The following is a 15,313-nucleotide window of genomic DNA, read 5'->3' as shown; positions in this document are numbered from 1 at the left end:
CGGTAGCAGTAGATTAATTTTGCATTCCCAAAAACAGGAACAATAAAGTAAAGTATGGAACATCTTTTTACGACCGAAAGCATTATCAGTTTTATTGTATTGGTGATACTGGAAGTAGTGCTCGGCATCGACAATGTAATTTTTGTAAGCATTATTCTTAACCGTTTAAAAGAACTGAAAGATCAGAAACGGGCACGCCGTTTATGGATGATCATCGGTATTCTCTCCCGCAGTTTACTGCTGATGGGACTTGGATGGTTACTCTCACAAAAAGGCAAAGCTGTATTTTCTATTGCAGGAAAAGGCTTCGATTTGGCGAGTTTGGTTATGCTGGCCGGAGGTTTGTTTTTGATTTACAAATCGGTACACGAAATACACCAGAAGCTGGAAGGTGAAGACCCGAACCAGGATCCGAAAAATGCAAAAGGTATTTCGTTTGCACAAGCAATTGGGCAGATTGTATTGATCGATGCTGTGTTCTCTTTCGACAGTATCATCACAGCAGGTGGTACAGCCAAGCATGTTGAAATTATGATTGCAGCAGTAGTTATTGCCATGACGATCATGTTTCTTTTCAGTCCGAAAATTGCAGGCTTTATTCATAAGCACCCAACATTAAAAATGCTGGCACTCTCCTTCCTTGTAATGATCGGTTTAAGTTTAGTCATTGAAGGTTGGAATGCAGAAGCAGCACATCAACTGCACCTGAAAAACTACATCTACTTTGGCATGGCATTCTCCTTTGTAGTGGAAATGCTCAACATGGTGATGCGCAATAAAATGAAAGCGAAACGTGTAGTTGAGTTAAATGAACCTAAGCTGGAAGAAGTATATGAACAAAAAGATGATGTAGCACATTAACAATATCGCAACGTATAAAAAAAGTCACTGTGTTTACAGTGACTTTTTTTATGTACTTCAATTATGAAAACAACGTAGGCGTACTGCCACCGTAAGGTTTCTTTCCTAAATGTTCATAGGCTTTTGCCGTTACCTCTCTTCCTCTTGGTGTGCGTTGCAAAAAACCTTCCTGTATTAAAAACGGTTCGTACACTTCTTCCAATGTGCCCGGCTCTTCACCTACTGCTGTTGCAATGGTGGTAATACCAACCGGACCACCTTTGAATTTATCGATGATGGCGGTAAGGATTTTATTATCCATATCATCCAAACCATACTCATCAACATTCAATGCTTTAAGACCATGTTGTGTAACACCAAGATCAATAACGCCATTGCCCAACACCATGGCAAAATCACGCATACGACGCAACAATCCATTGGCAATACGTGGTGTAGCCCTGCTGCGGCCTGCAATTTCTTTTGCCGCATCGCTGGTAATCTTAACATTTAAAATACCTGCAGCACGTTGAATAATTTTCTGTAACGTTTCGGCATTGTAATATTCCAACCGGGATTTAATGGCAAAGCGAGATAACAACGGTGCTGTTAACAAACCACTTCTGGTAGTTGCACCAATCAGTGTAAAAGGATTAAGGTTGATCTGGATGCTTCTTGCATTGGGTCCGCTGTCGATCATAATATCAATGCGGTAATCTTCCATGGCTGCGTAGAGATATTCTTCAACAACTGTACTTAACCGATGGATCTCATCAATAAACAAGACGTCGTTTGCTTCAAGCCCTGTCAGTAACCCGGCAAGATCTCCCGGCTTTTCAATTACCGGTCCACTGGTTTCTTTAATGCTTACTCCCAACTCATTAGCAACAATGCGGCTCAGGGTTGTCTTACCCAAACCGGGAGGACCATGAAACAATACATGATCTAATGCTTCACCACGCATCTTCGCTGCTTTAATGAAGATTTTGAGGTTATCGATAATCTGCTGCTGACCACTGAACTCTTCAATATTCGACGGACGAATATTGTTTTCAAATTCTTTTTCGGCTGCACTCAGTCCTTCTTTATCGCTATTTAAATTGGGATTGGCCATTGGGTGTAAAACTAAGGAAAAAGGGGAAGTGGTGAATGGTCAATGGTGAATAGTGAATGCTCAGCTGTAAATCGTAACGCATCCGATCAAAAACAAACAGCCGGACGAAAAACTCTCGCCGGTTTAGATGTATTGATTCATCTGCAAAATCAAATCAGCATCGGGGCAATTCTTCAAATAAAAATCTTTATCACTCAACCGGCATACACCGGGATAATCGCCTTCTTTCAGTTCGAGATCGCTGATGATCTGGAAATGCAGGTGTGGCGGCCAATGACCGTTTTCATGCGGTTCACCAAAATGTGCAAACTCCTGTCCACGGTTAATGTATTGTCCTTCTACCAAGGCCAGGTCTTTTAAACTTACATGACCATACAATGTATAAAAAGCAGTGCCCTCCAGTTGATGCAGCAGAATAATGGTTGCTCCATAATCGCCATACGCATCATTAAATTTAAAACTGTGCACCATGCCTCCTAACGGAGCAAACACAGGTGTGTCCGCTTTGCTCCAAATGTCTGTACCTAAATGCAATCGCCGTGGTTCACCGCCATCGGGTGCATCAAATACACTGCTTCGGCTGTACACTGTTCGATGCTCGGCATAACCACCAATACCATACAAAGCATTTGCTGCACCCAACTGTTCATTTACATAACCATCAAATTTTGTTACATCTTCAATTACTTCTTTCGTCAGTGCTTTGTTCGCATCGGTAAAATCCATTTGCAGCAACCGATCCGTTGCAGTATTAAACAACACTACCGGATGAAAACTGTGTTTATTTTTTTCAAGTATTGAAATGAGAGAAGACATGGAAGCAAGTTACGATGGTTAAACGAAGTATCGCTTTCAACCAAACAAAAAAGCCCTACAATGTTGCAGGGCAATGTTATGCTGTAGTTGTTTGCTAAACAAGTTCGGGTTGCTGTTGTGGCAACAGATCCTGCATGGTAAACGTAATTTTATCGGCCAGTTGCTCTTCCAGCAAATCGGCAAAGGTTTCAAAATACACAATTACATCTTCACGCACGTTCCGCTGCAGCCAACGGAAGCCACCGGGCAAACGTTGCAGCACCGCTTTATCTTCCAGGTATTCGAGGTTATGAATATCACTGGGCGTTAAACCAATCTCCTGCAGTTTCGTAATCAGTAACCCCGCAGGTGCGTTGGTAATACCGCAATAATCTTCTGCAAGCTCGGTCCACTCACCAATGCCAGTATGTGCATAGGCTAAAATCTCTTCCTTACTCAACTTGGTTACTACCTGTGTAAGATTACCGCAATTACATGCACCATGATTGCCCCATGCATAATGGGCGCCATTACGGAGACGAGCCGCTGTTTCACGCAGTGCTTCTATTAAAGGGATGTTTGCTTGTGCCATATTTTAAAGTTCTGTAGAAACTTTTTAGCAGTTTGCTTTTGTTGAATTATTAACAATTACAAAAAATATTTACATCAACATTTCGTTTTAGCTGTACACATGAAACTTCGTTTTGTCTACTTACTGGCGGTTTTGTTTTTATTGGGCACCACTACACAGGCGCAAATGATTACCGGTGTATGGAAAGGCAAAGTGGGTAACGGATTACGGCCCGGCCGCCTGGAATTAAAGCTCATTCAACGGGGCGACAGTTTATTCGGTACTTCCTATTATTACGAATCAGCTAACAATTACCGACGTTATGCAGTGAAAGGTTATTTCAACAATCAAACAAATGAAGTTGTGTGGTGGGATGATGAATTGATTGAAGCGAAAACAGGACGTATTAATATTACATCACCAGGAACTGTTCCGCTTCTGATGGAAGCTGATTTTAATTGTCCCGGTGCCGGTATCATGATGTTGGATGGAAAAGCAGTAACAAAGGAAGAACAAAAGAATAAAGGCGATTTGCATTTAGACAAAGTAGAGCAACCGCAATTCAATGATGAATGGAACTTTGTGATCGACAATTACACAGTCGGTGCCAACGATCCTTATTTTATTGATAGTGTGGCAGCCATTCATAAAGTAACCAAACAACCCGAAGTAATTGCAGCAACTCCACCCCCGTCTGTTGTAACCGAACAACCGAAACGTGAAGAGCCAAAACCCGAACCGGTAGTGGTGCAACAGCAACCAACGATTCCAAAAGAAACAAAACCGGTTGTAAAAACAGCAAACAAACCACCTGTAAAAGAACCGGCCGTTGTTACAACCAAGCCGCCAACCATAACCGAAAAATTTATTGAACGGAAGAAAGTATTAACAACAGAATTGCCGTTGCTTGGCGATACCATCGAAATACATTTTTACGATAACGCAGAAATAGATGGCGATTCTATTTCCTTGTTCATGAACAACAGATTGGTATTTGAACACGTGAAACTGAGCGATAAACCACATGTGGTGAAATTTGCTGTAAAGGAATTAAGTGAAACGAATGAACTGGTGATGGTAGCCGAAAACCTGGGTGCTATTCCACCGAATACATCGTATATGATTGCTTATGTAAATGGGGTTCGTTATTCCGCTAACTTAGAAAGTACAGAAAACAGCAGTGCCATGATTAAGTTTGTGAAGAAAGAGTGAACTAAAAGTTTAGAAAGAGAGAAAGAAGAAATGAGGATTGTTCGCTATGCTTGCAATTTTCAACACAGAGAAAAGGAGAAACAGAGAACACAGAAATATTGATTTAGCAAAATAAAAGGGTGTACAGTTGTACACCCTTTGTTTTATTGTTAAAATAAATTACCACTGCTGATCATTCACCATTCACTATTGACCATTCACAACTCACGACTTAATCTGCTTCAATATTTCTTCAATGGCTTTATCCAGTTGCGGATCGTTGCCGTTGAGTTTATCTTCAAAACTGTTGATGATGCGGATATCCGGTTCAACACCGTTTATCTCGAGGTCTTTCCCTTCCAAAGAATAACAACCCCAAGCCGGCATACGCACACTCGAACCATCCACCAAACCAATACCGCTGGTGAAGATGATCCAGCGATAGGTTCCGTTGCCAATGATCTTACCCAGTTTCAATCCTTTAAAGCCTTGTGCTGTCATTTCTGCATCGCTCAACGATTGTTCATTGATAAGTAAAATGATCGGCTTATCAGAAGGTGCAAAATTGGATTGTGGTGCCAGTTTTCCTTCACGGTATTTCCATTGCAGGTAAGAACGCTGACTTAAAAACTTCAACACTTCATCGTGCACATTACCGCCGGTGTTATAACGCAGATCGAAGATGAGTGCATCCTTGCTCGTTAACTCCTGCGTCATATCATTAATAAACTGTTCCAGCTCACCTGTACCCATATTCTTCATATAACCATACGCAATACGTCCTTTACTTTTTTCATCTACACGCTTCTGGTTGTTGTCAACCCATTCATCGTACAAGTTATTAAACAACGTTGCCTGCGGATGAATCTTTACCTGCACCATTTCTGCACCACGCTTAAACGTTAGCTTCAGTTCACGGTCACGAGATGGTAATGTGAAATAAGCATTGCGGTCTTTGTTTGCATCCACTGTTTCATCATTCACTTTCACCAATACATCACCCGGCTTAATATCAATATTCTTACGATCGGCGGCTGAACGTTTTACGATGTATTTTACTTTGTACGGATCATCGTTCTCGAAGATGATGCCTGTTTCCATGGTAGCACTTGTTAATGCAATCGTTTCATCATCACCAAATGTAGCAAAGCCCTGGTGCGACGAGTTGAGTTCGCCCAGCATATCGTTGAGCAGTGTACGCAAATCTGCACGGTTGTTCAGGTAAGGAAGAAACTGCTGGTAATAGGTTTTTGTTTTCTTCCAGTTAAGTCCGTGAAAATTTTCATCGTAATACCCTTCTTCCATTCCTGCCCATGCTTCGTAAAACATTTGTGTAAACTCTTCCTGCAGATTGCGACGGAAGGTATAGCTGATATTTACCGGATCGATACGGTTAGCATCGAGATTCAATTTATTGATGGTTCCATTGCCCAATGCAAAATATTTATCACCTGCTTCAACAATATCCAAACCGCCTGCATTATCTGTGCCTGCAATCTTATCGGTTTTTGTTGATTCAAATGATTCGAGTACTGTTTTCCAAATTGCAAACCGGCCTTCGCCATGATTGCTTGCATACAATACAGATGTCTTCTCTCCTTTTTGATACACATTGATGAGATACTGTGTGCCAAAAGACGGCCCGATCTGTTCCAGTCGTTCCATGATCAGGTCTGTATCAATGTTGATGACTTTACCCGAATCGCCATTGGCGCCTTTTGCTTCTTTCTTTTCTTCTTTAAACAAATCATTGAACTTATCGATGCGATAAGGCTCATCCATTTTTTCCAATGCTACACGATACACTTTCGCATTCGCCATACCAAACGGATAAGCCGGTTTCAAACGTTGCGAAACAAAATAGATATACTTACCATCGGGCGACCATACAGGACTGTTTTCTGTTACACCACTATTGGTGAGATTGATGGTTTTGTTATTCTTGATGTGATGTACTAAAATATCTTCTTCAAAATTGCAACGTGCAGTAAACAGCACATATTCATCGTTGGGAGAAAAACCGGGATCGCTGTTTTGAAAAGCCCACAGCTCATCTTTTACAAGGGTTTTACTTTGCAGTGTTTTTAAATCGAGCAGACGCACTTCGTTTCGTCCGCTGAGATAAACCGCAAGTGTACGTTTTTTATTAACGATTACACTGCGGTTGTTTTGCTGATCGCTGGTGAGTTGTTTGGGTGCAGCACTGCTGTCGGCACGAACAGTAAACAGGTTGGCATAACCATCAACAGTTTGTGTAAACAAGATCGTTTTGTTGTCGTTCATCCAGCGTACTTCACGTACACGCTCTGCCGAACCTCTGTTTATCTGCTGTACAAACTTTCCGTCTATATCACTCACAAACAACTCTCCTCTTACCACAAAAGCAAATTTCTTTGCATCGGGCGACACATCAAATGCAGAAATATTTCCACGCACTTCGTAATCTTTTTCTTTTGGCAATACATGATTGCGTACAATGCCAATATCCAGCTTGCGTTCTTTATCTGTCTTTACATCATACAACCACAACTGGTAATCCTTTTCAAAAACCACTTTACCACCGTTTGCATTTACCTGCGGTGTTTTGATGGAAGAAGCAAAACGGGTCAATGCTTTTTTCTTACCAGCATCGAGTGTGTACAAATTGTATTCACCATTGTTCTCATCGGAAATAAAGAATACATTACCGTTTTTATCAATGGTTGCAGCAAAATCTTTCCCTTCCCAACTTGTGTATTTTTTGTGCTGCTTAGTCTTGAAATTATACGATTGAATATCGGGATTGAAAGGCCCTTTGTAACGTTTGCGCTGTACCTGGCTGGCACTTTCCCAGGTATCGTTAAAAAAGATTTCACCGGTTGCGGGGTGCTCTACCAGGTTATGATCGTATTGAAAAAAGTAATTGCCAAAAACACGTTGTGGTGTACCACCCGCAGCAGCCACTTTAAAACCGGCTATCTGTCCTGCACGGCTGCTGTTAAAGTAAATACTTTTACTATCCCAGCTCCAGCTTGTTACTTCATCATTTCCGCTATGAAACGTAATTTGTTTTACCTCGCCTCCTGCCAATGGCATTACAAACACATCTGCATTCCCATACTGGCGACCGGTAAATGCAATCCATTTACCATCGGGCGAAATACGTGGCGATGTTTCGTAGCCCTGCATAGCAGTAATGCGTGTGGCCTGCAAGTCGTTCACATTCGCTTTCCACAAATCGCCTTCAAATGCAAACACAACGGTTTGTCCATCGGGTGTAAGTGTTGGGTTCGACAAAAAATACGAACTGTTTTGTGCTGTTGAAAAAAAACTGATAAGGCAAATGATTCCTGTTGATAACAGATGCTTCATGTGTGATGATTTTATCCTTGGAAAATACAAAACTCTTTATGTCTAAATGAAGAAAGGTTGATGAATGGTGAAAATCCATTCATCAACCTTTCAAGTCTATGTATCAATTGTATTATTTCTTGGGAGCTTCTACCTGGTATTCTTTCAGGTGTTTGTAACCCAATAAACCGTTTTCTACATTCACAAGACGGTATTCCATAAACACACTGTCTGCATCGTAAAAACCAATAATGCAGGAAAGATCATTTGCACCCTTTTTCAATTCAGGCTTTGGCATCATGCCCATGTTTGGCAGGGTGATGATTTTTTCGCTGCTGGCATCTTTGTAGGAAAACTTCACTTCGTAGTTCAGTGATTTCTTTTGCTCAAACAACTGCACTTTAAACTGTGCACTGTCGGCTCCGGTGAACGCATAGGTTTTAACCGGCTCTGTACTTACAGTAGCACGCTCTTCGGTGTAAGGTTGATTGGTTTCCTGTTTTGTGTTACATGCGGCTAATGCAATTGCGGCTAAGACTACTAGTTTTTTCATTACATAAAAATTAAAGGGGTAAAAGAAAAGCTCAGCAGTGAAGCTGAGCTAACTATTTTAAATTACAATATTGATCATTTTGTTTTTCACATAAATGATCTTCTTCGGTTGTTTACCTTCCAGCCATTTCTGCACCACTTCATTCGCCAGTACAATGGCCTCTACTTCCTGTTGCGTAATACTCAGATCGAGTGTAAGCTCGGTTCTTGTTTTACCGTTAATGGCAACCGGGTAATCTTTGGTTGATTCGGTGACATACTTCGCTTCAAATTTGGGGAAGGATGCATCGAGAATAGAACCACTATTGCCCAGCAGGCTCCACAACTCTTCGCTCACATGCGGTGCATACGGCGTTAAGAGAATGAGCAACTGTTCGAGTATTTCTTTCTTGTGACATTTTAAATCGCTGAGTTCATTTACAGCAATCATGAATGTACTTACACCGGTGTTGAAGCTGAAGCGCTCGGTGTCGTCTTCAATTTTCTTAATGGTTTTGTGCAACACTTTCAACTCTGCATCTGTTGCTTTGTCGTTATTCCATACCTGACCTTTCAGATCATCGTAGAACAAACGCCAGAGTTTTTTAAGGAAGCGATGTACACCTTCGATCCCTTTTGTATCCCACGGCTTGCTGATCTCTACCGGACCAAGGAACATCTCGTACATACGGAATGTATCGGCACCGTATTTATTCACCAGATCATCGGGGTTGACGGTGTTGAACTTGCTCTTACTCATCTTTTCTACTTCAGCGCCGCAGATGTATTTGCCGTTTTCCAAAATAAATTGAGCATTTGCATATTCTCCATTACGCCACTTTTTAAACGCTTCGATATCTAGTTCATAACCATCGACAAAGTTGACATCAACATGCCAAACACTTTCATGAAAATGTAGAGGATCTTCAACTTCTTGACCAATGACTTCTTCAATTGCCTTCTTTACTATAAGCCTCGCTTCACTTGTATTTAATTCAAGTAAGTCAAAGTATTTTTTTGAAAGGAAAATCGTTTCTGATTTTGAAGTCATTGTTGTTCTAAGATTTACTCTATAAACAAACCTTGAACTCCCTTGTATCATCCCCTGATTCACCAACTTCTTAAATGGTTCATCAAAACCAATGTATCCGAGATCGTACAAGGCTTTCGTCCACATACGGCTGTACAACAAATGACCAACCGCATGTTCAGTACCACCAATGTATAAATCAACCTGGTTCCAGTAATCGCTTACTGCACGGTCGCAGAATGCGTTTTCATTTTTCGGATCCATGTAGCGTAAGAAATACCAGCTGCTGCCCGCATAACCGGGCATTGTGTTTGTCTCTAATTCTTTCGCCACCCACTCCGGTATATTGGCCAACGGACCTTCACCTTCAGGACCGGGACTGTAACTATCCACTTCCGGTAACAACAACGGCAATTCCGTTTCGCTTAATGGATAAGCAGTGCCGGCTTTCCATTGAATCGGGAATGGTTCGCCCCAGTAACGTTGACGGCTAAACGCTGCATCACGCATTTTGTAATTCACTTTGCGTTTGCCGATGCCCATTTCTTCCAGCTTATTAATAACGATCTCAGCCGCTTCACGCATCGGAGTTCCGTTTAAGAAGCCACTATTCTGCAACTGTGCATCTTTTGTAGCATTGGCTTCTTCGCCATTGAAATGATTGCCGATAATGTTAGTGATAGGAATAGTAAAATGCTTTGCAAATTTGAAATCACGTTCATCGCCACAAGGCACCGCCATAATAGCACCGGTACCATAACCCGCCAATACATATTCAGAAATCCAGATCGGAATTTCTCTGCCATCGAATGGATTTACGGCATAAGCACCGGTAAACACACCGCTGATTTTTTTCTCTGCCTGGCGTTCACGCTCACTGCGGCTTTTTACATAAGCAATGTATTCATCCACTGCAGTTGTTTGTTCGGCCGATTTTATCTGGTCAACCAAATCCAACTCAGGCGCAATTACCATAAAATCAACACCGAAAATGGTATCAGGTCTCGTTGTGTATACCGTGAGTTTTTGACTGTGACCTTTGATTGCAAAATCGATCTCAGCACCACTGCTTTTACCAATCCAGTTGGTTTGCATTTCCTTCATGCTTTCGCTGAATTCAATGCGCTCCAATCCTTCCAATAAACGATCGGCATATTCGGTAATACGCAAATACCACTGACGTAATTTCTTTTTCACCACCGGATGTCCGCCACGCTCACTTACACCATTCACCACTTCATCATTTGCCAATACGGTACCCAATGCTTCGCACCAGTTCACTTCGCCATAACCGCAATAAGCAAGGCGATAGTCCATGAGTATGCTTTGTTTGGTTGCATCATCATAGCCTTTCCATTCGTCGGCGGTAAAGCCGGCAGTCGTGAGCCGGTAGCCGTGAGTTGCAGAACCCTCAGCTTCAAACGATGCGATCAACACATCAATTTTTTCAGCTTTGTTGGTAATGCGGTTGTAAAAACTATTGAAGAGTTGTAAAAAGATCCACTGTGTCCATTTGTAATAACCGGGATCGCAGGTACGTACTTCACGCTCCCAATCGTAACAGAAACCGATATTATCCAACTGCCGGCGGAAGTTGGCAATGTTTGCATCGGTACTTACTGCAGGATGTACACCATGTTCAATCGCATATTGCTCAGCCGGTAAACCAAACGCATCGTACCCCATCGGGTGTAATACGTTGAACCCTTTGAGGCGTTTAAAGCGGCTGTAAATATCGCTGGCGATATAGCCCAGCGGATGACCTACGTGCAAGCCTGCACCACTGGGATAGGGAAACATATCCAACACATAAAATTTTGGCCTCTCACTTACATTTGAAACCCTGTAGGCATTTGTAGTGATCCATTGCTGTTGCCATTTCTTCTCAATATCTCTGAACTTATATTCCATGTACCGTTGCGGTTAATTTATACTAATCAATTATTTGTTTCAACAAGAACACAAAGTAGCTCACTAAGTACACAAAGATTGCTGTACGCTGTGCTGATCTCCGTGAACGTTGTGTAACCAATTTGCTGAACATTGCATTACACCCGAAGTGTGCGAATTATTCACCGGATGATTCGAATGCAAGGAACGATGATTCAAGCTGTGAAAGAAGACTTAAAAAAACTTCTTCGTGCAGCATTTCTGCACCAGTTGTAAAATAAGTGCAGAATCCCCTCGTTTAAGGGCAACAAAATTAAGGATTACAGGGCTTGTGCAGGAGATTTCTGCTAAATTTGCCCATATCCTGTGTAGGGCGGGATTTTTTTCATTTTCAAGAACTTACAAAATTTTACGGCATGGCGCAACAACCGAACAAAGCATCGATGAAACGTTCCAAACCATCGTACCTCTACAGTATTATTGGCGTGGCCCTGGTGCTCTTTATTCTCGGTATTTTAGGGTGGATCTTCTTAAACTTTCAAAAAGTGGGCAATACCCTGCGTGAAAACATCCAGTTTCATGCATGGCTGAGCACCACCAATAAAAAATCGATCGATAGTTTAACGACCTATGTAGCAGCGCAGCCTTACGTAAAATCGTCGGCCTATGTAAACAAAGAAATGGCCAAAGAAATTTATAATAAAGACGGTAACGAAAGCTGGGATAAGATTCTTGACGAAAACCCTTTGCCTGAAAGCATCGACTTTTTTGCCAAGGCCGATTATGTGCAGAAAGACAGCCTGGATAAAATTACTGCTGACCTCAACGCCCGATTCCCCGGTGTCATTAGCGAAATACAATACCCGAAAGACCTGGTAACATCGCTCAACGACCGGGCCCGGAAAATTGGTCTGGCCTTGCTGGTAGTGGCTATTTTGCTGAGTGCAATTGTAATTGTGTCCATCGATACCACCATCAGGCTGGCCATGTTCAGCAACCGTTTCCTTATTAAAACTATGCAAATGGTAGGTGCTACCCGTGGCTTTATTGTCCGGCCGATGAACATCAGAGCCATTGTGAACGGCCTCATCAGCGCAGGTATTGCCATTGCAGCTATTTGGGCGGTTATTACCTGGGCCGAAAGCTATATCCCCGATATGAAGGCTTTGCGTGACCCCAAGATTTACCTGATTCTCTTTGGTTCGATCATTGTCATTGGCGTGGGCATTTCGCTGTACAGCACCCACCGCAGCGTAATGAAATATTTACGGATGAAGCTGGATGAACTGTATTAAGTCAGAAAGAGATTAGTCGGAAAGACCGAAAGAATGTGCCAGAAACATTAAACTGCGAAGCACTTTCTGTCTTTCCGGACTTTCCGACTTCCCGACTTTACCTTATATTGCACCCCTCAAAACAAGACTATGAGTCAGAAAAAAACAGCAAGCATTTTTACAAAAGAAAATTACAAGTGGATGTTGATTGGCGGCTTGGTAATGCTGGCCGGTTTCCTGTTAATGATTGGTGGTAAAAGTGCAGACCCCAACGTGTTTAATAAAGATGAAGTGTACAGCTTCCGTCGTATTACACTGGCTCCGCTGCTCATCATCGGCGGTTTGATTATTGAGATCTACGCCATTATGAAAAAACCAAAAGAGTAAGCAACATAATTTGAAGATGAGCCAATTTGAAAATTTGAATATTGATTTCGAATTTTCAAATTGGCTTTTTTCATTTCCAAATTCTCAAATTTTCAAATTCTCAAATTTCTCTTCGTGAATACTATTGAATCCATCATCATTGCTATTGTAGAAGGCCTAACCGAATATCTACCCGTATCGTCTACCGGCCATATGATCCTTGCCGAGCGATTGATGAATGTACCCTCCGACAATTTCACCAAACTGTTTACGGTGGCTATACAGCTGGGCGCTATCCTGAGTGTGGTTGTTTTGTATTGGAAAAAGTTTATCGACTTCCAGCGCTGGCAGTTTTATGCAAAGCTTCTTGTGGCAGTTATACCTGCATTGGTGCTGGGTAAACTCTTCAGCGACCAGATTGATGAACTGCTCGAAAGTCCGTTGACTGTTTCGATTACATTATTGGTTGGTGGTATCGTCCTGTTGTTTATTGATACTGTTTTCAAACAACATACCATCAACGAAGAAAAAGAGATTTCATTCGGCAAAGCGTTTGTGATTGGTTTGTGGCAATGTGTGGCCATGATACCCGGCGTAAGCCGCAGTGCGGCCAGTATCATCGGTGGTATGCAGCAAAAACTTACACGGCCATTAGCAGCAGAATTCTCCTTCTTCTTAGCGGTGCCAACCATGGCGGCAGCAACCGGTTATTCGTTGTTTCTGAAAAACTGGAACGAAAACGGTATAGAACAAAAAGGCTATGAACTCATTCTATCTTCTACCCAAAATACACAGGCATTCATCATTGGTAATGTGGTGGCCTTTGTGGTTGCGATGCTGGCCATTAAATTCTTTATCGGCTTTTTGCAAAAGCACGGTTTCCGTTTGTTTGGCTGGTACCGCATTATTGCAGGCGTTATTCTGCTGCTCCTGTTTATGACAGGTTACCTTAAATAGCATTTCGTTTTATTGTACTATTTTCATAGAGCAGGCAAACCCCTGCTCCACTAAAACCAACTTATGCAGACTGCTTCAAAAAAAATAGTCAACGGTTGGGCCATGTACGATTGGGCCAACAGTGTTTACAATCTTGTTATTACCACTACTTTTTTCCCTGCGTATTATGCGGCCGTAACAAGTACGACCAACTTTCCCGATGGCGTAAAATTTCTCGGACGAACTTATGTAAACACCGAGTTGAAGGATTATGTGTTGGCGTTTGGCTTTTTGCTTATCGCCTTACTGTCGCCCATTCTTTCTTCTATTTCCGATTACAAAGGCAACAAGAAAAACTTTATGCGCTTTTTCTGTTACATGGGCGCACTAAGTTGTTCGATGCTGTACTTTTTTGATAAGAGCAATGTAATTTTTGGTTTGCTCTGTTTCATGTTTGCAGGTATTGGCTTTTATGGATCGCAGGTGTTTTATAATTCGTACCTGCCCGAAATAGCTTCAGAAAAAGATATGGACCGCATCAGCGCCAAAGGTTTTACCATGGGTTATATCGGCAGTGTGTTGTTGCAGATGATTGGTTTTGGTTTAGTGGTTGCAATGCCCGGTAAAGCATTACCCTTGCAGTTAACCTTTTTATTGGTAGGTGTTTGGTGGATCGGTTTTGCACAAATCCCCTTTAGCCGTTTACCCAACCAAAGCAACAAAACAGAACGTAAATTAAAGAAGCATGTATTGGTAAATGGCTTCCACGAATTACAACAGGTGTGGAAACAACTGAGCCATATGCCGCAGCTGAAACGCTTTTTAACGGCCTTCTTTTTTTACAGCATGGGCGTGCAAACCGTATTGCTCGTGGCCATTGATTTTGGATTAAAAATTCTCAATCTTGAAAACACAAAACTCATTATTACAGCTGTCCTGTTACAATTGGTTGCAATTGTTGGTGCGTTACTGATGTCGAGACTGTCAGCAAAGTTTGGCAATATCCGGGTACTCATATTTACGGTGCTGTTGTGGATTGGTGCCTGCATTGGTGGTTATAACATTCAAACCGAAATGCACTTTTACATTGTAGCATCGTTTGTAGGATTGGTAATGGGCGGCATACAGGCGTTAAGCCGTGCAACCTATGCCAAGCTGATGCCCGAAACAAAAGACACCGCATCGTTCTTTAGTTTTTATGATGTAACCGAAAAGCTTGCTATCGTTATTGGTCTCTTCTCGTTTGGTTTTATTGAAGGTATAACGAAGAACATGCGCAACTCTATTCTTGTGTTAATCATTTTCTTTGTGCTGGGTCTTGTATTTCTTTGGCATACCTTGCGTACACAACAAAGAGAACAAAAAGCTGCAGCATAATTGATTGCTGCAAATCATTAAGCAGATTACTCTTTTGATCGTTGGCAATAACTTGTAATAACAAATCT

The 15,313-nt window shown here is 41.9% G+C and carries 12 protein-coding genes; 6 read left to right on the top strand and 6 right to left on the bottom strand.

The genetic code is table 11. The features are described from left to right. Positions 1 to 54 precede the first annotated feature (54 nt). Positions 55 to 861, top strand: a complete 807-nt coding sequence (locus tag IQ13_RS08675; protein ID WP_144885953.1) for a TerC family protein — start codon at positions 55 to 57, stop codon at positions 859 to 861. Positions 862 to 922: 61 nt separating this feature from the next. Here the strand turns inward: IQ13_RS08675 and ruvB are convergent, their stop codons facing one another. The 3 genes from ruvB to IQ13_RS08660 all read right to left on the bottom strand — a co-directional run bounded on the left by ruvB (position 923) and on the right by IQ13_RS08660 (position 3,341). Next, positions 923 to 1,954, bottom strand: a complete 1,032-nt coding sequence (gene ruvB, locus IQ13_RS08670; RefSeq protein ID WP_144885952.1) for a Holliday junction branch migration DNA helicase RuvB — start codon at positions 1,952 to 1,954, stop codon at positions 923 to 925. 123 nt (positions 1,955 to 2,077) lie between these two features. Beyond that, positions 2,078 to 2,770 (bottom strand): peptidoglycan DD-metalloendopeptidase family protein, encoded by a 693-nt coding sequence (locus IQ13_RS08665; protein WP_144885951.1) that lies wholly within the window; start codon positions 2,768 to 2,770, stop codon positions 2,078 to 2,080. 94 nt (positions 2,771 to 2,864) lie between these two features. Next, complete coding sequence (locus IQ13_RS08660) at positions 2,865 to 3,341, bottom strand: hypothetical protein (protein ID WP_144885950.1); 477 nt, start codon at positions 3,339 to 3,341, stop codon at positions 2,865 to 2,867. Between the two features lie 99 nt (positions 3,342 to 3,440). Here IQ13_RS08660 and IQ13_RS08655 point away from each other — a divergent pair, with 99 nt between their 5' ends. After that, positions 3,441 to 4,532, top strand: coding sequence for an energy transducer TonB (locus tag IQ13_RS08655; RefSeq protein WP_144885949.1), 1,092 nt, complete (start codon positions 3,441 to 3,443; stop codon positions 4,530 to 4,532). A 204-nt stretch (positions 4,533 to 4,736) separates the two neighbouring features. Here the strand turns inward: IQ13_RS08655 and IQ13_RS08650 are convergent, their stop codons facing one another. From IQ13_RS08650 to IQ13_RS08640, 3 genes are all read right to left on the bottom strand, one after another. Continuing rightward, positions 4,737 to 7,862 carry a S41 family peptidase gene (locus IQ13_RS08650; RefSeq protein WP_144885948.1) on the bottom strand — a complete coding sequence of 1,042 codons (3,126 nt, stop codon included), beginning with the start codon at positions 7,860 to 7,862 and terminating at the stop codon, positions 4,737 to 4,739. A gap of 112 nt (positions 7,863 to 7,974) precedes the next feature. Then, entirely contained in the window at positions 7,975 to 8,394 is a 420-nt protein-coding gene (locus tag IQ13_RS08645) for a hypothetical protein (RefSeq protein WP_144885947.1), read from the bottom strand. A gap of 57 nt (positions 8,395 to 8,451) precedes the next feature. Next, positions 8,452 to 11,313, bottom strand: coding sequence for a leucine--tRNA ligase (locus IQ13_RS08640; RefSeq protein ID WP_144885946.1), 2,862 nt, complete (start codon positions 11,311 to 11,313; stop codon positions 8,452 to 8,454). A gap of 395 nt (positions 11,314 to 11,708) precedes the next feature. On the opposite strand from IQ13_RS08640, the gene IQ13_RS08635 reads away from it, so the two are divergent. The 4 genes from IQ13_RS08635 (at position 11,709) to IQ13_RS08620 (ending at position 15,245) form a co-directional block, all read left to right on the top strand. Continuing rightward, positions 11,709 to 12,587 (top strand): cell division protein FtsX, encoded by an 879-nt coding sequence (locus IQ13_RS08635; RefSeq protein ID WP_144885945.1) that lies wholly within the window; start codon positions 11,709 to 11,711, stop codon positions 12,585 to 12,587. 129 nt (positions 12,588 to 12,716) lie between these two features. Next, the gene (locus IQ13_RS08630; protein ID WP_144885944.1) at positions 12,717 to 12,953 is read left to right on the top strand and encodes a DUF3098 domain-containing protein; all 237 of its coding nucleotides are present in this window, start codon (positions 12,717 to 12,719) and stop codon (positions 12,951 to 12,953) included. A gap of 114 nt (positions 12,954 to 13,067) precedes the next feature. Continuing rightward, a complete protein-coding gene (locus IQ13_RS08625; RefSeq protein WP_144885943.1) occupies positions 13,068 to 13,889 on the top strand; it encodes an undecaprenyl-diphosphate phosphatase in 822 nt (273 codons plus the stop codon). Between the two features lie 63 nt (positions 13,890 to 13,952). Beyond that, a complete protein-coding gene (locus IQ13_RS08620; RefSeq protein ID WP_144885942.1) occupies positions 13,953 to 15,245 on the top strand; it encodes an MFS transporter in 1,293 nt (430 codons plus the stop codon). The last annotated feature ends 68 nt before the right edge of the window (positions 15,246 to 15,313 follow it).

This window comes from Lacibacter cauensis (assembly GCF_007830055.1).
Taxonomy (GTDB): Bacteria; Bacteroidota; Bacteroidia; order Chitinophagales; family Chitinophagaceae; genus Lacibacter; species Lacibacter cauensis.
This window is presented reverse-complemented; position numbering and strand designations above follow the sequence as displayed.